18 protein-coding genes are annotated in these 17574 nt (G+C 71.9%); 16 read left to right on the top strand and 2 right to left on the bottom strand.

The window, feature by feature from the left end:
- Nucleotides 1-39: 39 nt before the first annotated feature.
- The 7 genes from ACOKGD_RS11055 to ACOKGD_RS11025 all read left to right on the top strand — a co-directional run bounded on the left by ACOKGD_RS11055 (nucleotide 40) and on the right by ACOKGD_RS11025 (nucleotide 5943).
- A complete protein-coding gene (locus tag ACOKGD_RS11055; RefSeq protein ID WP_342337375.1) occupies nucleotides 40-690 on the top strand; it encodes a Maf family protein in 651 nt (216 codons plus the stop codon).
- 4 nt (nucleotides 691-694) lie between these two features.
- Complete coding sequence (locus ACOKGD_RS11050; protein ID WP_342337374.1) at nucleotides 695-823, top strand: hypothetical protein; 129 nt, start codon at nucleotides 695-697, stop codon at nucleotides 821-823.
- A gap of 160 nt (nucleotides 824-983) precedes the next feature.
- Nucleotides 984-2264, top strand: coding sequence for a class I SAM-dependent RNA methyltransferase (locus ACOKGD_RS11045; RefSeq protein WP_342337373.1), 1281 nt, complete (start codon nucleotides 984-986; stop codon nucleotides 2262-2264).
- A gap of 59 nt (nucleotides 2265-2323) precedes the next feature.
- Nucleotides 2324-3013 carry a Pr6Pr family membrane protein gene (locus tag ACOKGD_RS11040; protein ID WP_342337372.1) on the top strand — a complete coding sequence of 230 codons (690 nt, stop codon included), beginning with the start codon at nucleotides 2324-2326 and terminating at the stop codon, nucleotides 3011-3013.
- On the top strand, nucleotides 3010-3657 hold the full coding sequence (locus ACOKGD_RS11035) for a response regulator transcription factor (protein WP_342337371.1): 648 nt from the start codon (nucleotides 3010-3012) through the stop codon (nucleotides 3655-3657). The genes ACOKGD_RS11040 and ACOKGD_RS11035 overlap by 4 nt, the downstream gene beginning before the upstream one ends.
- Nucleotides 3658-3667: 10 nt before the next feature.
- Nucleotides 3668-4921, top strand: a complete 1254-nt coding sequence (locus ACOKGD_RS11030; RefSeq protein WP_342337370.1) for a sensor histidine kinase — start codon at nucleotides 3668-3670, stop codon at nucleotides 4919-4921.
- Nucleotides 4918-5943 carry a hypothetical protein gene (locus ACOKGD_RS11025; protein ID WP_342337369.1) on the top strand — a complete coding sequence of 342 codons (1026 nt, stop codon included), beginning with the start codon at nucleotides 4918-4920 and terminating at the stop codon, nucleotides 5941-5943. Before ACOKGD_RS11030 ends, ACOKGD_RS11025 begins: the two co-directional genes overlap by 4 nt.
- Before the next feature lie 364 nt (nucleotides 5944-6307).
- Here the strand turns inward: ACOKGD_RS11025 and ACOKGD_RS11020 are convergent, their stop codons facing one another.
- Together ACOKGD_RS11020 and ACOKGD_RS11015 are read right to left on the bottom strand one after the other, a co-directional pair.
- Nucleotides 6308-6532 carry an acyl-CoA carboxylase subunit epsilon gene (locus tag ACOKGD_RS11020; RefSeq protein ID WP_342337368.1) on the bottom strand — a complete coding sequence of 75 codons (225 nt, stop codon included), beginning with the start codon at nucleotides 6530-6532 and terminating at the stop codon, nucleotides 6308-6310.
- Nucleotides 6529-8130 carry an acyl-CoA carboxylase subunit beta gene (locus ACOKGD_RS11015; RefSeq protein ID WP_342337367.1) on the bottom strand — a complete coding sequence of 534 codons (1602 nt, stop codon included), beginning with the start codon at nucleotides 8128-8130 and terminating at the stop codon, nucleotides 6529-6531. The genes ACOKGD_RS11020 and ACOKGD_RS11015 overlap by 4 nt, the downstream gene beginning before the upstream one ends.
- A gap of 99 nt (nucleotides 8131-8229) precedes the next feature.
- Here ACOKGD_RS11015 and ACOKGD_RS11010 point away from each other — a divergent pair, with 99 nt between their 5' ends.
- From ACOKGD_RS11010 to ACOKGD_RS10970, 9 genes are all read left to right on the top strand, one after another.
- On the top strand, nucleotides 8230-8985 hold the full coding sequence (locus ACOKGD_RS11010) for a biotin--[acetyl-CoA-carboxylase] ligase (RefSeq protein WP_342337366.1): 756 nt from the start codon (nucleotides 8230-8232) through the stop codon (nucleotides 8983-8985).
- A gap of 48 nt (nucleotides 8986-9033) precedes the next feature.
- Complete coding sequence (locus ACOKGD_RS11005; RefSeq protein WP_342337365.1) at nucleotides 9034-9576, top strand: PH domain-containing protein; 543 nt, start codon at nucleotides 9034-9036, stop codon at nucleotides 9574-9576.
- Between the two features lie 65 nt (nucleotides 9577-9641).
- The gene (locus ACOKGD_RS11000) at nucleotides 9642-10760 is read left to right on the top strand and encodes a 5-(carboxyamino)imidazole ribonucleotide synthase (RefSeq protein WP_342337364.1); all 1119 of its coding nucleotides are present in this window, start codon (nucleotides 9642-9644) and stop codon (nucleotides 10758-10760) included.
- Between the two features lie 119 nt (nucleotides 10761-10879).
- Nucleotides 10880-11347 carry a 5-(carboxyamino)imidazole ribonucleotide mutase gene (purE, locus tag ACOKGD_RS10995; RefSeq protein ID WP_342337491.1) on the top strand — a complete coding sequence of 156 codons (468 nt, stop codon included), beginning with the start codon at nucleotides 10880-10882 and terminating at the stop codon, nucleotides 11345-11347.
- 28 nt (nucleotides 11348-11375) lie between these two features.
- A complete protein-coding gene (locus ACOKGD_RS10990; RefSeq protein ID WP_342337363.1) occupies nucleotides 11376-12842 on the top strand; it encodes an LCP family protein in 1467 nt (488 codons plus the stop codon).
- A gap of 70 nt (nucleotides 12843-12912) precedes the next feature.
- Nucleotides 12913-13917: a glycosyltransferase gene (locus ACOKGD_RS10985; RefSeq protein ID WP_342337362.1), complete on the top strand. Its 1005-nt coding sequence runs from the start codon at nucleotides 12913-12915 to the stop codon at nucleotides 13915-13917.
- Between the two features lie 55 nt (nucleotides 13918-13972).
- Nucleotides 13973-14890: an ABC transporter permease gene (locus tag ACOKGD_RS10980; RefSeq protein ID WP_342337361.1), complete on the top strand. Its 918-nt coding sequence runs from the start codon at nucleotides 13973-13975 to the stop codon at nucleotides 14888-14890.
- Nucleotides 14891-14905: 15 nt separating this feature from the next.
- Nucleotides 14906-15649 (top strand): ABC transporter ATP-binding protein, encoded by a 744-nt coding sequence (locus ACOKGD_RS10975; protein ID WP_342337360.1) that lies wholly within the window; start codon nucleotides 14906-14908, stop codon nucleotides 15647-15649.
- The gene (locus ACOKGD_RS10970; RefSeq protein WP_342337359.1) at nucleotides 15646-17547 is read left to right on the top strand and encodes a DUF6541 family protein; all 1902 of its coding nucleotides are present in this window, start codon (nucleotides 15646-15648) and stop codon (nucleotides 17545-17547) included. The genes ACOKGD_RS10975 and ACOKGD_RS10970 overlap by 4 nt, the downstream gene beginning before the upstream one ends.
- Nucleotides 17548-17574: the final 27 nt, after the last annotated feature.

The raw sequence follows: 17574 nt of genomic DNA, 5'->3' as shown, positions 1-17574 counted from the left end.
GCCGTGGGCGGGGGCACGCGCGGCCGCTAGCGTGAACGCATGCAGGTCTGCCTCGCTTCGACGTCCCCCGCCCGCCTGATGCTGCTGCGGCAGGTGGGGATCGAGCCGGTCACCCTCGCCCCCGGCGTCGACGAGGAGGCCGTGATCTCGGCCACGGAGGCGCGCGAGGCGCGGGTGCTGCCGCCCGCCGAGCACGTGCTGCTGCTCGCGCGGCTCAAGGCGGCGGACGTGGCGGGGCGGGTGCGCGAGGCGCACCCGGGCTTCGAGGGGGTGGTGATCGGTGGCGACTCGATGTTCGAGCTCGACGGGGTCGTCTACGGCAAGCCGTACACCCCGGAGGCCGCGACCGAGCGCTGGCGGGGCATGCGCGGGCGCACCGGCGTCCTGCACTCCGGTCACTCGGTGCTCCTCGTGCGCGGCGACGACGAGCCCGTCGAGGCGTTCGCCGTCGCGGAGGCCACGGTGACCTTCGCGGCCGACGTGGAGGATGAGGAGATCGCCGCCTACGTGGCCACCGGCGAGCCGCTGCACGTCGCGGGCGCCTTCACCGTCGACAGCCTGGGCGGGGCGTTCATCGAGCGCGTGGAGGGCGATCCGTCGACGGTGGTGGGCATGTCGCTGTCGACCGTCCGGCGTCTTGTCCGGCAGCTCGGCGTCTCGTGGACCTCGCTGTGGAGCACCGAGGCCTAGTGCCATGACCCCCGAGCTGGCGCTCGTCCTGGGCCTGCTGGCCGCCCCGATCGCGATGTTCGCGATCGGGCGCCCGCGGATGGACGTCGTCGGCCTGCTCGTGATCGCGGTGCTGCCGCTGACGCGATCCTGACCGGGCGAGCTCGGCGTCGACGCACCTTCGACGCGCTCGCCTCCGACTACCACGTGGACGGCTGCACGTACCGCTGCATCGTGCGTCCGCGCTCGCCGCTGATCGGGGCGCCGCTCTCCCGACAGGCATCCCCACAGGCGCCGCCTGACAGGATGGAGGCATGCAGAGCGGTGACACGATCGACCTCGAGATTTCCGGCGTCGCGCACGGAGGAGTCTTCGTCGCGCGCCATGAGGGGCGTGTGGTGTTCGTTCCCGACGCTCTCCCCGGCGAGAAGGTCCGTGTGCGGATCACCGACGTGAAGAAGTCGTTCGCGCGCGCCGAGGCCCTCGAGGTGCTCGACGCCTCGCCCGACCGTCGCCCGCACGTGTGGGCCCAGGCCGACATCTCGGTCGCGCCGGGCGCGCGCCCGGGCGGCGCCGACTTCGGCCACATCGCGCTGCCGCGGCAGCGCGAGCTCAAGGCGCAGGTCCTCAGCGAGGCGCTCGAGCGCTTCGCCGGTACGGCGCTCGATGTCACCGTGCGCGGCCCCGAGGACGTCCTCGGCGCCGACCACGCGGCCGTCGCCGGAACGGTGGACGGCACGCGCTACCGCACGCGCATCAGCCTGCACGTCGACGCCGCGGGCAACATCGGCCCGTACGCCGCGCGCACCAACACGATCATCCCCGTGACCTCGCACCCGCTCGCCACGGCGGACATCGAGGCCGTGGCGCTCGCCGTGCGCAAGGCGCCCGAGGGGCGCCTCGACCTCGTCGAGCCCGCCGACGGCCAGGTCCGCACGATCCGTCGTCCCGCCTTCACCGGTGACAAGCGCCGCCGCTTCGCGCCGCGTCCGGAGAAGGTCGCGCCCGAGGTCGTGACCGAGATCGTCGCCGATCGCGAGTTCCGCGTCGACGCCGGCGGGTTCTGGCAGGTGCACCGCGCCGCCGCCGCGACCCTCGACCACGCCGTGCGCGAGGCCCTCGGCGAGCTCTCGAGCGACGCCTGGCACCTCGACCTCTACGGCGGCGTCGGGCTGTTCGCGGCCGCGATGGGCGACCTCGCGGGCTCCGCGCGGATCACCACCGTCGAGTCCGAGGCCCGGGCGACCGCACACGCCCGCTACAACCTCGAGATGTTCGGCGCCGAGGCCGTCACGGCCCGCGTCGACCGCTTCCTCTCGCGCGTCGCGCACCAGGCCACCGACCTCGACCGCGGCATGCTCTCGCGCGGCGTGACGCTGCTCGATCCGCCCCGCTCGGGCGCGGGCAAGGACGTCGTCGAGGGAATCGCGAGCCTCCAGCCGTCGCGGGTGGCGTACGTCGCCTGCGACCCCGTGGCCCTCGCCCGCGACATCGGCTACTTCCGCGCCTCCGGCTACGAGCTCGAGAGCCTGCAGGCCTTCGACCTGTTCCCGAACTCGCACCACGTCGAGGCGCTCGCCATCCTCAGCCGCTGACCGGGAGGCGGCCGTGTCCCGGGCGCAGCAATGGCCGGGACCGCTCGTAGGATACGGACGTGAGTAGACCGATCACCTCGCCCCGCTTCTGGTTCGCGTGCCTCCTGATGGTGCTGTCGATCTACGGGTTCCTGGTCGGATCGCATTCGCTCACGTTCCTGACGACCATCACGAACGCCATCCTGCTCGGCTACCTCGTGGTCGGCGTCTGGACGATGTGGACGACGGGGCGCCCCGAGCTTCCCGCGCCGCGCCTGCGCGGCGCGCTGGTGACGTGGATGCTGTTCATCGCGATCATCGCCCACACGCTGCTCTCGCACTGGGCGAACCCGTTCGACGCGGTCTTCGTGCCGGATCACGCGGCGGCGCTGCGTGGGGTGGCCCTGCTGTTCGTGCACTACGTGCTGCCGATCGGCTTCCTGATCGACTGGCTCCTGTTCGGGCCGCGCGGGCGGACGCGCTGGATCGACGTCGCGATCTGGCCGCTCTACGCGCTGGCGTACGGGCTGCTGACGATCCTCCGCGCGATCGTGTACCCCGACGTGGCCAACCGGATCCCCTACCCGTTCCTTGAGCCGGGCGACGGCGGGTGGTGGACGGTGATCGTCTACCAGTTCCCGATCGTGGTCGCCGTCGCGCTCATCGCGGTGCCGGTCATCGGCTACGACCGGCTGATGGCGCGCTCGCGCGCCGTCGGCGCCGTGCGGTTCACGGCGCCCGAGCCGGTCGCCGATAGGCTCTCCCCATGACGCGAGTGGCCCTGATCGACGACCACGAATCGGTGCGCCTGGGGCTGGTCGCCGCCCTCGAGCGCGCGGGGGAGGACGTGGTGTTCGCCGGGGCCGGCGTGGCCGAGTACGCGGCATGGCGCCGCGCCGCATCCGCCGCTCCCGCCGACGTCGTGCTGCTGGACCTGACCCTCGGCGACGGCACGACGGTCACCGAGAACGTCGTGGCGCTCGCGGGCGAGTCAGCCGTGATCATCCACTCGGTCGCCGACCGTCCCGCCGCGGTGCGCGAGGCGCTGGCCGCGGGCGCGGTGGGCGTGGTCAGCAAGGCCTCGCCCCTGGACGACGTGCTGGGCGCCGTGCGCACGGCGGCGCGCGGCGAGCCCCTGAACAACGTCGAGTGGGCAAGCGCCGTCGAGGGCGACCGCGCCTTCGCCGACGCGCAGCTGTCGGCCCGCGAGCGCGAGGTGCTGCGCCTGTACGCCGCCGGCCTGCCGCTCAAGATCGTCGCCGATCGCCTGGGCGTCGCGTACTCCACCGCGAAGGAGAACATCACGCGCGTGCGCATGAAGTACATCGAGGTGGGGCGCCCGGCGCCGACCAAGGTCGATCTGCTGCGGCGTGCGATGGAGGACGGCATCGTCGACTCCGGGGCCGAGAGCTGATCCGGTGGCGGTGACGTCCCCGCAGAGCGTCATCGACGCCGCCTGGGGCACCCTCCCGCCGTCGGGGCGCACCGTCGAGACCGCCGGACGCTACACGTCCGCGCGGATGGAGCGGATCATCCAGATCGTTGTGGCCGTGGGCTGTCTGACGATCGGCTCGCAGGGGTTCTTCTCCTCGCTCGAGCTCGCCGGCACCGGGGCGCTGCACGGGATCCTGCGCGGCACGGTCTTCCTCAGCCTGCTGGTGATGGTCGTGCTCTGCATCGTCGGCTGGGGGGCCCGCACGGCGTCGGCGGTGTTCGCGTTCCTCTATCCGGTGTCGCTGCTGCTGTTCCCGCTGGCCACGGCCGACAGCCCGCCGAATCCCGCGGCGCAGCCGTGGCCGTTCTTCCTCATCAGCCTCGCCGCCACCGGCGCGCTCATCGCGTTCCCGCTGCCGTGGCAGTACGTCTGGGCCATCGGGACGCCGCTGCTCTATGCGGCCGTCCGCCTGTGGACCGGCGGCTTCGCCTTCGAGTTCTGGGTCGGCGTCGGCTACGACGTCTCGGTGGCGGTGATCCTGAACCTCGTCTTCATCACGGTGGGGTGGGTGCTGCGCAGCCTCGGCGCCGGCGTCGACGCCGCCCGTGTGCAGGCGGTGCTGTCGTACGCGCGCGCGGCCTCGGCCGACGCGGGGGAGCAGGAGCGTGTGGCGGTGGCCGCCCTGATGCACGACAGCGTCCTGGCGGCGCTGATCGCGGCCGAGCGCGCCCAGACCGAACGCGAGCACCAGCTCGCCGTGTCGATGGCGCGCGAGGCCCTCACCCGTCTCGCGAACGCCGAGTCCGACGACCCCGAGGGCAGCGACGAGCCCGTCGCCCGTGGCTGGATCGCGGATGACATCGAGAGGTCGGCGGGCGAGCTGGGCGTGCATCTCGAGGTCGAGCGGGTCGGGATCGGCCCGGCCGCCGTCGAGCAGCCGTCCGTCCCCGGTCGCGTGGCCCGCGCCGTGGCGCTGGCCGCCACGCAGGCGATCGCGAACGCCGTCCAGCACGCGGAGGGCGCGGGTCTGCGTGTGCGGATCCTGCGCTCCGGGAGCGGCGTCCGCGTCGAGGTGGCGGATGAGGGGCCGGGCGTCGACGTCGCGGCGATCCCCTCCGACAGGCTCGGCATCCGCGCGTCGATCTTCGCGCGGATGGCCGCCGTCGGCGGCGAGGCCACCATCGAGTCCGGCGCGCGCGGCACCATCGTGGCTCTGACCTGGACGGGGGACCGACCGGCATGAAGGTCCGTCGCGTCTTCGACATCATCGCGCTCGCGCTGACCGCGTACTTCGCGGTGCGCGGGCTGGTGCGGCCCGAGGGCAACGGCCAGATCCTGCCGTACGCCGCCGTGGCGCTCTACATCGCCCTGACGTTCGCCGCGCTGTACATCACGCCGCGGGCCGACGCCGGCCGGGCGGCGCGCGCCGGCAGCGGGCTGCCGCGCTGGGCGGCGTACCTCGTGCTGCTCGGCTGCGCCCTGCTTCCCCTGCTGGTCTCGCGCTACACCCCGCCCGAGCAGCAGACGGCTTCGCATGCCACCTGGTACCTCGGCGCCGTGGGTGCGGTGCTGACGATCATGTGCGCGCGTCACCGCCCTGTCCCGGCGTGGATCGGCATCGGCATCCTGGCGCTCGAGTCGTCGCTGGCCATCGGACTGGTCCCGGCCCTCGCGAGCGGCCTGATGGGGTCGGCCGTGTGGGTCGCCGTCGCCCAGCTGCTGATGGTCTTCACGGACCGGGCCTATCGCGACACGTCGCGCCTGGCCGCGCTGCAGCAGGCGACGTCGGCATGGCAGGCGAGTCAGGCCGTGCGGCGGCAGGAGCGGCGGCGCCGCATCCAGTACGCCCTCGCGGTGGCGGGCCCCGTGCTGTCCCGCGTGATCGCGGCGGAGGGCGCGCTCACCGACGAGGAGCGCGTCCAGGCGCGGCTGGCCGAGGGGCGCCTGCGCGACGAGCTGCGCGGGGCGCGCCTGCTCGATGACGACGTGCGCGAGGCCATCAACGCGGCGCGCCTGCGCGGGGCGACGGTGACGGTCTTCGACGAGGGCGGGCTGGACGACATCGAGGCCGGCGACCTGGATGCGGTGCGCCATGAGCTGGCCGAGACGCTGCGCGAAACCGACGCCGCCCGCATCATCATCCGCACCGCCCCGGATCCGCGCGTCGCCGTGACGATCGTCGGCCGCTCGGCGGGAGGCGAGGGCCTCACGGAGGAGGACGACCTGCAGCTGTGGCGAGAGGTCCCGCGCCCCGGCGTGGAGTGACCCCGGGTCGCCGCCATATCGGGCGCCGCCTCGGCATCGGGCCTGTTTCGCGCTCATTCAGCGAGCCAAGCGCGGCGAGAACGCCCACTCAGCGCGAGCAGACGCGGAAAAGGGATGCGAGCGACCGGCATGTGCCGATACAAAGAAGGGTGGGGGTGGCGATGCCACCCCCACCGGGTCGCGAACCGGTTACCCGAAAACCGTTCGCAAGGGGGCCAGATCATCTCCATCTACCCTGGGACGGAGAGCCGGCCAACGCTCAAGCGTTTCCAAGACCAAGTATCCTTCGGACGCAAGAGCGGTGTCTGTAGGTACTTTGGGGGACACTTTTCGTCCCCCTTTTTCCGCGCTGTCCTGCAGGTTCTCAGCCCGCGAAGCGGCCCCACGGGATGTCCCGCCGGAGGGGCCTGCGCAGGGGCCGCTGGGTGCGGGACCAGGCGCTGGGTCGCACGTCGTCGGCGATGGCCTCCTCGGCCTCGCGGACGTACGCCTCGCTGACGACGGCGAACAGCGCCGCCAGCTCCTCCTCGTTCGGGTTGCCCGCGACGACCTGCACCCGCGGGGGCTGCACCGGCGTTCCCTCGCTCACAGCGGGATGTTCCCGTGCTTCTTGGCGGGCAGCTCAGCGCGCTTGCCGCGCAGGGCCCGCAGCGACTTGGCGATGGAGACGCGAGTGGCGGACGGCTCGATGATGCCGTCGAGCTCGCCGCGCTCGGCCGCCAGGAAGGGCGACGCGACGTTGTAGGTGTACTCGTTGGCCAGACGCGTGCGCACGGCGGCGACATCCTCGCCCGCCTCCTCGGCACGCTTGATCTCGCCGCGGTACAGGATGTTCACGGCGCCCTGGCCGCCCATCACGGCGATCTCGGCCGTCGGCCAGGCGAGGTTGATGTCGGCGCCCAGCTGCTTCGAGCCCATCACGATGTACGCGCCGCCGTAGGCCTTGCGCAGGATGACGGTGACCAGCGGCACGGTCGCCTCGGCGTAGGCGTAGAGCAGCTTCGCGCCGCGGCGGATGACGCCGGTCCACTCCTGGTCGGTGCCGGGGAGGTAGCCGGGCACGTCGACGAGCGTGACGATCGGGATCGAGAACGCGTCGCAGAAGCGGACGAAGCGGCTGGCCTTCTCACCGGCCTCGATGTTCAGCGTTCCGGCCATCTGCGACGGCTGATTGGCGATGATGCCGACCGAGCGGCCCTCCACGCGGCCGAAGCCGATGACGATGTTCGGCGCGAACAGCGGCTGCACCTCGAGGAAATCCTCGGCGTCGACGATGCCGCGGATGACCTCGTGGATGTCGTAGGGCTGGTTCGGGGAGTCCGGGATGATCGAGTTCAGCGCGCGGTCGGCGTCGGTCGTCTCGAACTCGAAGCCGGTCTCGTACAGGGGCGCGTCGGTCTGGTTGTTGTCCGGCAGGAAGCCGAGCATCGTGCGGGCGTAGTCGAGCGCGTCCTCCTCGTCCTCGGCGAGGTAGTGCGCGACGCCGGAGCGGGTGTTGTGCGTGTACGCACCGCCCAGCTCCTCCATGCCGACGTCCTCGCCCGTGACGGTCTTGATGACGTCGGGGCCGGTGACGAACATCTGGCTGGTCTTGTCGACCATGATGACGAAGTCGGTGAGGGCGGGGGAGTACACGGCGCCGCCGGCGGCCGGGCCCATGATGATCGAGATCTGCGGGATCACGCCGGAAGCGGCGGTGTTCAGGCGGAAGATCTCGCCGTACTTGCCGAGCGCGACCACACCCTCCTGGATGCGCGCGCCGCCCGAGTCGAGGATGCCGATGATGGGCATGCCGCCGCGGAGGGCGAACTCCATCACCTTGATGATCTTCTCGCCGGCGACCTCGCCGAGCGATCCGCCGAAGGTCGAGAAGTCCTGCGAGTAGACGGCGACCGGGCGGCCGTGGATCGTGCCGACGCCGGTCACGACCGAGTCGCCGTAGGGGCGCGAGCGGTCCATGCCGAACGCGGTGGTGCGGTGGCGGACGTACTCGTCGAACTCGACGAAGCTGCCGGGATCGACCAGCTGCTCGATGCGCTCGCGGGCCGTCTGCTTGCCTTTCGCGTGCTGCTTGGCGCGCGCGGTCTCCTCGGCCTGCACAACGGCCTCGTCGTAGCGCGCCCGCAGATCCGCGATCCTGCCGGCGGTGGTGGACACGTCGTTGGTGGGCGCAGTCGGTTCGGTCACGCCTTCCACCCTATCGAGGGCGTATCTCCCGCCCTTGGAGCGCACCGACAACGACCGGGCGGATCCTGTGTCGCGTGTCGCCAGCCGTAGGGTGCAGGAATGGAGTTCGAACGGGCGCGCGCGGTCGCCGCGCAGTGGCACCAGGTGGATCAGACCGGGTCGACGAATGCGGATCTCGTCGCGGCGGTGAGCGCGGATCCCTCCCTCCCGCACCTCACGGTGCTGATGACGAAGGATCAGCGCGCCGGTCGGGGCCGGCTCGACCGGGTGTGGCAGGCGCCGGCCGGATCGGCGCTCGCGCTGTCGGTGCTCGTGCGGGTGGCCGAGGTGCCGCTGGCGCTGCGCGGATGGATCCCGCTCGCCGCCGGGGCCGCGATGGCCACCGCCGTGCGCGCCCAGCTGCCGGAGCTCATCGCGCGGGGCGGCCCGGCCGGCCTGAAGTGGCCGAACGACGTGCTCGTCGACGGGCGGAAGATCTGCGGCATCCTCGCGGAGGGTGCGCCGGGCTTCGAGTCGGTGGTGATCGGGTCGGGCGTGAACACGGCGATGGCGGAGGCGGACCTGCCGGTGCCGACCGCGACCTCGTTCCCGGCCCTGGGGGTCGCCTGCGACGAGGACGCGCTCGTCGCCGCCTACCTGACAGAGCTCGACCGGTTGATCGCCGCGTTGACCAGCGATCCGTCCGAGGTGCGCCGGGCGGTCGTGGCGCTGTGCGTCACGCTCGGGCGCGAGGTGAACGTGTCGCTGCCCGACGGATCGGCCCTTCGCGGGATCGCCGCGGACATCGACGAGGAGGGGCGGCTGGTCGTCGCGGGCCGCGCCGTCTCGGCGGGCGACGTGGTGCACGTGCGCTGACGCGGCGCGCCCTCCGGCTCTGTCGGTGCCCCTCTGCACAATGGAGGGGTGAGCCAGCCGACCCCCGCCGCGCGACTGCAGACGCCGCCGCCGGGAACCCGCGCGCCCGAGCTCGTCGTCGCAACCCTGCACGGGCACGGCGGCGCCCTCGCCTGGAGCGCCGCGCTGCTCGTCCTCGTGGCCGGCGCCACGGGCTACTTCGTCGGCAACCTGCCGGACGGCTTCGAGAACTGGATGCTTTTCGCCGCCGCCGGGCTCGTTGTGCTGCTGGGTGTCGTCCTTCCCTACGTCGTGTGGCTGTCGCGGACGTACACGATCACCACGCGCCGCGTCATCAGCAAGAGCGGGCTGCTCGCCCGTCACCGCAGCGAGCTGTCGCACGCCCGCGGCTACACGATCGCCACCCGCCGCACCGTGCTGCAGCGTATGCGCGGCACCGGGACGCTCACGCTGTCGGACGGCGTCGAGGGTCGTCTCGAGCTGCGCGACGTCCCCCACGCCCTGCTGGTGGGGGAGGTCCTCGCCGACCAGGTCGAGCTGAATCAGATCCTCGCCCACCGCGACATGCAGGATCAGTCGCAGCCCTCCTAGGCGCGACGCGGACGCGCTCCGCACGGGCCGACTGCGACGCCCCGGCGCTCTGAGAGAATCGGGGCATGGGTATGCGTGTGGGTGTCATCGGCGGTGGGCAGCTGGCTCGGATGATGATCGCTCCGGCGGTCGAGCTCGGAGTCGATATCCGGGTGCTGGCCGAGGGAGAGGGCATGTCGGCGTCGCTCGCGGCCGCCGCGGTCGGCGACTACACGGACGCCGAGACCGTGCTGGCCTTCGCCCGCGACGTCGACGTCATCACCTTCGACCACGAGCACGTGCCGCAGCCCGTGCTGCGCGCGCTGGTCGACGCGGGCGTGGCGGTGCACCCCGGACCCGATGCGCTGCAGTTCGCGCAGGACAAGCTCGTGATGCGCGCCAAGCTCGCCGAGCTCGGCGCCCCGCAGCCCGACTGGGCCGCGGTCGCCGACGAGGGCGACCTGCGCGCCTTCCTCGACGATCACGGCGGCCGGGCGGTGGTGAAGACCCCGCGCGGCGGGTACGACGGCAAGGGCGTCCGGGTGGTGTCGGATGCGTCCGACGTCGCCGACTGGTTCGCGTCCTGGGACGGCCCGCTGCTGGCCGAGGAGCTCGTCGCGTTCACCCGCGAGCTCTCGCAGCAGGTGGCCCGTCGCCCCTCGGGCGAGGTCGTCGCCTACCCCGTGGCCGAGTCGGTGCAGCGCGACGGCGTGTGCGCCGAGGTCATCGCCCCCGCGCCGCGCGCCAGTGAGAAGCTCATCGAGATCGCCGCGCGCCTGGGGGTGACCCTGGCCGAGGGGCTCGGGGTGACCGGCATGCTCGCGGTCGAGCTGTTCGAGACCGCCGACGAGCGGATCCTCGTGAACGAGCTCGCGATGCGACCGCACAACAGCGGCCACTGGACGCAGGACGGATCGGTCACCAGCCAGTTCGAGCAGCACCTGCGCGCCGTGCTCGACCTGCCGCTCGGGGCCACCGATGTCACGTCGGAGTGGGCCGTGATGATCAACATCCTCGGCGGTCCGGCCGAGGGGGGCCTCACCGAGCGCTTCGCGAACGCGATGGCCGCCCACCCGACGGCGAAGATCCACACCTACGGCAAGGAGCCGCGCCCCGGACGCAAGGTGGGCCACGTCAACGTCGTCGGCGACGACCTCGACGACGTCGTCTACGAGGCGCGGGGAGCCGCGGGATTCTTCCGCTGACCCCGCCCGCACCCGCACCTGACAGCGGAAGCGAGGGTCGCATTCGGGAAACCCCAGGGTCGCGGCCTAGCCTGTAACGCGTGCTGAACTCCTCAGAGACCCCCGTCGTCGGCGTCATCATGGGCTCCGACTCCGACTGGCGCATCATGGCCGACGCGTCCGCCGCGCTGACCGAGTTCGGCATCGCCCACGAGGTGGAGGTCGTCTCGGCCCACCGCACGCCGGACAAGCTCATGAGCTACGCCCGCGAGGCGCGCGGCCGGGGGCTGAAGGCGATCATCGCCGGCGCCGGCGGCGCGGCGCACCTACCCGGCATGGTCGCGTCGATGACCGCCCTGCCCGTCATCGGCGTGCCGGTGCAGCTGGCCACGCTCGACGGCCTCGACTCGCTCCTCTCCATCGTGCAGATGCCCGCGGGCATCCCGGTGGCGACCGTCTCGATCAACGGCGCGCGCAACGCGGGCCTGCTCGCGGCGCGGATCCTCGGGGCGGGCGACGACGCGATCGCCGACCGCATCGAGCAGTTCGCGCGCGACCTCGAGCGCCAGGTCGAAGAGAAGAACGCACGCCTGAAGGCCTCGCTGTGATCGCGGCGGCCGCACGGGAGGGCGATCGATGACCGCAGTCGGCGCCTACGGCGCCCCCGGTCTCGTCCGCCCGTCCACCGGCCGCGCGCTCATTGAGCAGCGCCCGATCCGCCATCCCGAGGCCGGCTCGCCCGCCATGATGGGACGCCGCGGGTGGTGGCTCGTGATCCTGGGCTGGCTGATCCCCGGATCCGCCCAGGTGCTCGCCGGAAACCGGCGGCTCGGCCGGTTCGGGCTGGGCGCGACGCTCTGGCTGTGGGCCATCGGGATCCTGCTCGTCCTGGGGCTGCTGCTGTGGCGCCCCGGAGTGACGTCCGTCGTCCTCGCGCCGGTGATCGGCCCGATCCTGCTCACGATCGCGCAGGTCGCCCTCGCCGGGTACGGCGTGCTGTGGATCATCCTCGGCATCGACACCCTGCGTCTTGTGCGCCTGGTGAAGACGCGCGGCGGCACGCGCATCGGGATCGCCGTGCTGTCGATCGTGCTGATGGTCGTCTCGGGCGGCACCGCCGCCTACGCGTCGACGTCGGTCGGCGCCGCGCGCGACGCGCTGGGCTCGATCTTCGGGCAGAGCGGGCCGAGCGTCCCCCCGTCGGACGGCTATTACAACATCCTGCTGCTCGGCGCCGACTCGGGCGACGGCCGCGACTCCATGCGGTTCGACAGCATCTCGGTGCTCTCCATCAACGCCGACACCGGGGCCACCACCATCACGGGCATTCCGCGCGACATGCGCGGGTTCCCGTTCAGCCCCGGCCCGATGCAGGATCTCTATCCGGACGGCTTTGAGGGCCACGGCGACCCCGCGTGCGGGTGGGACGGCGGGGTCAACCAGCTGCGCAACGCAGCGGAGAACTGCCGCGACGACCAGGGCATCGGTCTCTACCCGGACGCCGCCGCGCAGGGCTCCGCGCCCGGCATCGAGGCGACCAAGGACGCCGCCGAGGGCATCCTCGGCATCGACATCCCCTACTACGTCTTCATCGACATGCACGGCTTCGCGGCGCTGATCGACGCGCTGGGCGGCGTGGAGATCGAGGTGACCGAGCGACTGCCCAAGGGCGGCGGCCCCGCCTACGAGGGGCAGCCCGCGGAGGAGTGGGCGATCGGCTGGATCGAGCCCGGCGTGCAGCGCATGGACGGCGACACCGCGCAGTGGTACGCCCGCTCGCGGTACACAACGAGCGACTGGGACCGGATGCAGCGCCAGCGCCAGCTGCAGCAGGCGATCCTCGCGCAGTTCACCCCCTCGACCGTGCTCACGCGGTTCCAGGACGTCGCCCAGGCCGGTGCCGCCATCGTCGAGACCGACCTGCCGCAGTCGATGCTGTCGTACTTCAGCGAGCTCGCGCTCAAGGCCAAGGAGCAGCCGGTCACCACGATCGAGCTGATCCCGCCGCTCGTCGACCCCGAGGAGCCCGATTTCACGGCGATCCGGGAGCACGTGAACGACACGCTGCACCCGACGCCCGAGACCGCCGAGCCGACAGAGTAGATCTGCTCACGTCCGGACGCCGGGCGGGCGATCCGCTCTATACGCTTCGACTCATGACGGTGCTGCACACATGACGGTGACGCTGCGGGTGATCCTCGACCAGCGGCCGGCACCCGCGCGCGCCGAGCTGTCGGAGGCGGCGCTCGCGCTCTCGGCCGCGCTGGCCGAGACGGCACCGGACGGCTGCGACCTCGAGACGGTCGAGGTCTCGCGCGCCAAGGATCTGACGCCGGGCGGCATGGTGCACTCGCCGACGATGCTGGCGCCGCTCGTCCGGCATGACCGCGTGACGAGCGGCGATCAGACCGTGGTGACCCTCTGGGATCTGCGCGCATGGGAGGCGCCGCGCGAGCTGCCCGGCGCGATCGCGCGGTCCGAGCGGACGCTGCTGCGGCGCGCCGTCCGCCACGCCGACGCCCTGATCGTGCCGACCCATGCCCTGGCCCACCGGCTGCGGGGGATCGCGCGGCTCGACGACCGCGTGCGGGTGATCGCCGGCGCGCATCCCGCGGGCTTCGCGACCCCGACGGACACCGCGGCGCGGCTGCGCGACCTCGGACTGCCCGAGGGATTCATCGCCCTCGCCGGGGGAGCGGCGCCGTCGGACGCGCTCGAGGCGGGGCTCCGCGCGGCCGCCCGGACGGGCCGTGACGTGGTCGTGCTCGACGTCCCCGAGGGCGAGGCCGCGGCCGTGGCCGCGGTCGCCGCCCGCGCCGGCATCACCGCGGAGCGCGTGCACACCCTGGCCCCCGCGGACCGGGGAGACCGCGCCGCCGTGCTCTCCTCGGCGGCGGCCTTCGTCGCCCCGTCGGCGCGCGGCGCGTGGCCCTGGCGCGTGATCGAGGCGATGGCGATCGGAACACCCGTCGTCGCGGTCGACTCGGACGTGCATCGCGAGGTGGTGCTCGACGGCGGCCTCGTGGTGCCCGCGGCCGACCTCGAGGACGCCGTGGCGGAGGCGGCGCGCGGCGACCGGGAGGCGGAGCGACTGCGGGTGCTCGGGCGCGACCGCTCCCGCGCCTTCTCCTGGACCGGGGCCGCCGCGCGCGTGTGGCAGGTGCACGCCGATCTCTGACCCGCCCGACGGGCGCCCAGGATCCTGCCCACCCCCTGAACTAGGATCGACCCTCGTGCCGACTGAATCCGAGCTGTCTTCGCAAGACCTGTTCTCCCAGGTCCCCCGATCGGCGTTCGTCACGCCGGGTGCGAGCCGAGGCCTGCTGGATGTCATCCGCTGGCGCTACCTGCTGAGGCTGCTGGTGCGCACGGGGGTGACCACCCGGTACCGCAACTCGGTCATGGGCTGGACCTGGTCGTACGTGCGCCCCGCCGTGCAGTTCCTCGTGTTCTGGCTGATCATGGGCGTGTTCCTGAAGCTCGGCGACACGGTGCCGAACTACCACGTGTACCTGTTCAGCGGAATCATCGGCATCAACTTCTTCAGCGAGGCCTTCGGCAACGCGACCCGCACGATCGTGGGCAACGCGCCCCTGGTGCGCAAGGTGTACCTGCCCCGCCAGCTCTTCTCGGTCTCGGCCGTGTTCGTCGCCTTCGTGCACTTCCTGCCCCAGCTCGGCCTGCTGCTTGTGGTCGGCCTCTTTATGGGATGGATCGTCCACATCACCGTCTGGAGCGTTCTCGCGGTCCTCGCGGCGATCCTGATCCTCGGCATGGTCTCCTTCGGCGCCGGCCTCTTCTTCGGCGCGGTCAACGTGCGCTTCCGCGACGCCGAGCCGATCGTCGAGCTGCTGCTGATGCTCGTCACGTGGGCCTCTCCCGTCCTGTACTTCTGGACGATGGTGCGCGACGTCTTCCCGGCGTGGCTGATGCAGATCTACATGCTTAACCCGATCACCGTCGCGGTCGAGCTGCTGCACTTCGGCTTCTGGGAGCCGGTCTCCCGCGCGGCGATTGAGGAGCGGGGGATCGAGCTGCACCCCGATCTCGGCATCCTGACCGTCTACGCGTTCCTCATCTCGCTGGCCACGATCCTCATCGGCCAGTTCGTCTTCCGCCGTCTCGAGGGGAGGTTCGCGCAGGATCTCTGATCCGCGCGGAGCATCATGAAGGCCACCACCCCGATCCACAAGCCGAGCGTCATCGTCGATGGCGTCCGCAAGACCTTCACCCTGAACCACTCCCACTCGCTCAAGGACACCGTTGTGGGTCTGCTGCGGGGGCGGAAGCTGTCGAGCGACTTCCACGCGCTGAAGGGCCTCGACCTCGTCGTCAACGAGGGCGACTCGATCGCGATCCTGGGCTACAACGGCTCGGGCAAGTCGACGCTGCTCAAGCTGCTGTCCGGTGTGATGCAGCCCGACGGCGGGCACGTGCTCACCCGAGGTCGCGTCGCGGGGCTCATCGAGGTCGGCGCCGGATTCCACCCCGAGCTCTCCGGCCGCGAGAACGTCTTCCTCAACGCCGCCATCCTCGGCATGAAGCAGCACGAGATCGAGGCGCGCTACGACCAGATCGTCGAGTTCGCCGAGATCGGCGAGTTCATCGACCAAGAGGTCAAGCACTACTCGTCGGGCATGTTCATGCGCCTGGCGTTCTCGGTGGCCATCCACGTCGACGTCGATGTGCTGCTGGTCGACGAGATCCTCTCGGTGGGCGATGCTCCCTTCCGCGAGAAGTGTCGCGCGAAGTTCGAGGAGCTGATCGCGGCCGGCAAGACGCTCGTCATCGTCAGCCACGACATGGAGATGGTGCGCGAGCTCTGCAACCGCGCCGTTGTGATCCAGAAGGGCGAGCTGGTCTTCGACGGCGACGTCGAATCGGCCATCGACGCGATGGGGGAGCATTGATCCTCGACTGGATCGGCAGCGCCCCGGCCCTGGTCTTCGCTGTCGCGCTGCTGATCGTCCCGGGTCTGCCCGCGGCGTGGCTCGCGGGGTTCCGCGGGCCGCTGCTGATCGCCACCAGCGCGGTGGCCACCCTCGCCGTCGCGGCGGCCGCGTCGATCGCCGCGCCCATGGTGCACGTGCCCTGGTCGATCATCCCGGTGCTCATCGGGTCGGTCGTCCTGGCGATCGTTGTCGGGCTCATCGCCGGGTTCCGCCGACGCGAGCGCCCCGTCATCTCGGGCCCCGGATGGGTGACGCTCGTCGTCGCCGCGGCCGTGTGGACGGCCCTGCTGGCGTACGGCATGGGCCGCCCGGACAACCCCGCCCAGCACTTCGATGCGCTGTTCCACCTCAACGCCGTCCAGTACGTCATCGATCGGGGCGACGCGTCGTCGTTCCACATGACGCTCGCCTACCCGGGCCGTCACAACGTCTTCTACCCGGCCCTGTGGCACGCGATGACCTCGCTCATCGTGCCCGTCGCCGGCGGGGTGTTCGAGGCCACCAACCTCATGAGCATCGTTGTGTGCGGTGTGCTGTGGCCCGCCGGCATCATGCTGCTCACCGCGGCGGTGTGGCCGACGCGCCGCCTGGCGATCCGGCTCGCCCCGCTCGCCACGCTCGGCGCCATGTTCTTCCCGATGGGCTTCCTCAACTGGGGTGTGCTCTACCCGAACCTGCTGGGCAACGCGCTCGTCCCGACCGTCCTGGCGCTTGTGGTGCTGGTGTTCCGGTCCGGCCTGCCGTGGCGCATGCGCGGCGCGCTGGCGCTTCTGACCATCGGCGCGGCCGGGGCGTGCGCGCTCGGTCACCCGTCGAGCCTGCTGCTGGCGCTCGCGATGATCGTCCCGTTCTTCATCGAGCGGCTGATCGTGCTGTGGCGCGAGGGCACCGCCGCCCGCTGGGTCCGGATCGTGCTCACCGTCGGCTTCGCCGGCGCCGTGGCGGTGCTGCTCGCCGCCTGGCTGACGCTCGGCCGGGGCTGGACCGAATGGCAGCCGAACCAGTCGCCCGCGCAGGCGATCGGCGAGGCGTTCCTGCTCGCGCCGCTCGGCCGCCCCGTCGCGGCGCTGCTGGTCGTCCTCGTGGTCGTGGGGGCCGTCGCGGTCATCCGCCGCCGCTCGGGCATCTGGATGATCGGCGCGCACCTCGTCACGGTTGTGTTCTTCCTGGTGGCTGTCTCCATGCAGCACCAGGGGCTGCGGCAGCTGATCGTCGGCCTCTGGTACGCCGACCTCCACCGCCTCGCGGCGAACCTCGTCGTCGCTTCTCTTCCGCTGGCCGCGGTCGGTGCCGAGTGCGTGCTGACCTGGGGCCGAGGCTGGGTGACCGAGGCCGCGGGCCGTGCCCGCATCGGACGCATCGCCGCGGCGGTCGTGGTGCTCGCCGTGCTCGGGGCGCCGCAGTTCCTCGTCGTGCGCAACGAGGCCCGGGTGATGACGTCGCTGAGCTTCGCGGCCGACGACGACGTGCAGGGCCTGTCGCCCGACGAGCGCGCGCTCTTCGCGAAGGCGGCCGAGATCGTGCCGGACGACTCGCCCGTGATCGGCGATCCGCTCACGGGCGCCGGTCTCCTGTACGCGGCGGAGGGCGTCCCGGTGGTGTTCCCGCACGTGTTCGGCCGGTTCGGCGAGGACGCCACCCTGCTCGGCAAGGAGCTCAACCAGGGTGGTGACGAGGTCTGCGCGGCGCTGGAGCGCACGAACGTGACCTACGCCCTCGACCTCGGCGAACGCCGCATCTACGACACCTACAACTGGTGGTACCTGGGGCTCCACGACTTCGACGACTCCGACATGGTCACCGAGATCGCACGCGTCGGCGACGCGGCGCTCTTCGAGATCACCGGCTGCGACTGATCCCGATGCGACGATCCGGATCACCGG

Origin of the sequence: Microbacterium phosphatis, from assembly GCF_049177115.1 — a bacterium.
In the GTDB taxonomy this organism is placed as follows: domain Bacteria; phylum Actinomycetota; class Actinomycetes; order Actinomycetales; family Microbacteriaceae; genus Microbacterium; species Microbacterium phosphatis.
The sequence above is the reverse complement of the archived record's forward strand: the minus strand, read 5'-3'. Positions and strand labels throughout refer to the sequence as shown.

Excerpts from the sequence above, each read along its gene's own strand:
- ACOKGD_RS11055 (WP_342337375.1), top strand. The coding sequence starts at position 40 with ATGCAGGTCTGCCTCGCTTCGACGTCCCCCGCCCGCCTGATGCTGCTG.
- ACOKGD_RS11050 (WP_342337374.1), top strand. The coding sequence starts at position 695 with ATGACCCCCGAGCTGGCGCTCGTCCTGGGCCTGCTGGCCGCCCCGATC.
- ACOKGD_RS11045 (WP_342337373.1), top strand. The coding sequence starts at position 984 with ATGCAGAGCGGTGACACGATCGACCTCGAGATTTCCGGCGTCGCGCAC.
- ACOKGD_RS11035 (WP_342337371.1), top strand. The coding sequence starts at position 3,010 with ATGACGCGAGTGGCCCTGATCGACGACCACGAATCGGTGCGCCTGGGG.
- ACOKGD_RS11025 (WP_342337369.1), top strand. The coding sequence starts at position 4,918 with ATGAAGGTCCGTCGCGTCTTCGACATCATCGCGCTCGCGCTGACCGCG.
- ACOKGD_RS11010 (WP_342337366.1), top strand. The coding sequence starts at position 8,230 with ATGGAGTTCGAACGGGCGCGCGCGGTCGCCGCGCAGTGGCACCAGGTG.
- ACOKGD_RS11000 (WP_342337364.1), top strand. The coding sequence starts at position 9,642 with ATGGGTATGCGTGTGGGTGTCATCGGCGGTGGGCAGCTGGCTCGGATG.
- purE (WP_342337491.1), top strand. The coding sequence starts at position 10,880 with ATGGGCTCCGACTCCGACTGGCGCATCATGGCCGACGCGTCCGCCGCG.
- ACOKGD_RS10990 (WP_342337363.1), top strand. The coding sequence starts at position 11,376 with ATGACCGCAGTCGGCGCCTACGGCGCCCCCGGTCTCGTCCGCCCGTCC.
- ACOKGD_RS10985 (WP_342337362.1), top strand. The coding sequence starts at position 12,913 with ATGACGGTGACGCTGCGGGTGATCCTCGACCAGCGGCCGGCACCCGCG.
- ACOKGD_RS10975 (WP_342337360.1), top strand. The coding sequence starts at position 14,906 with ATGAAGGCCACCACCCCGATCCACAAGCCGAGCGTCATCGTCGATGGC.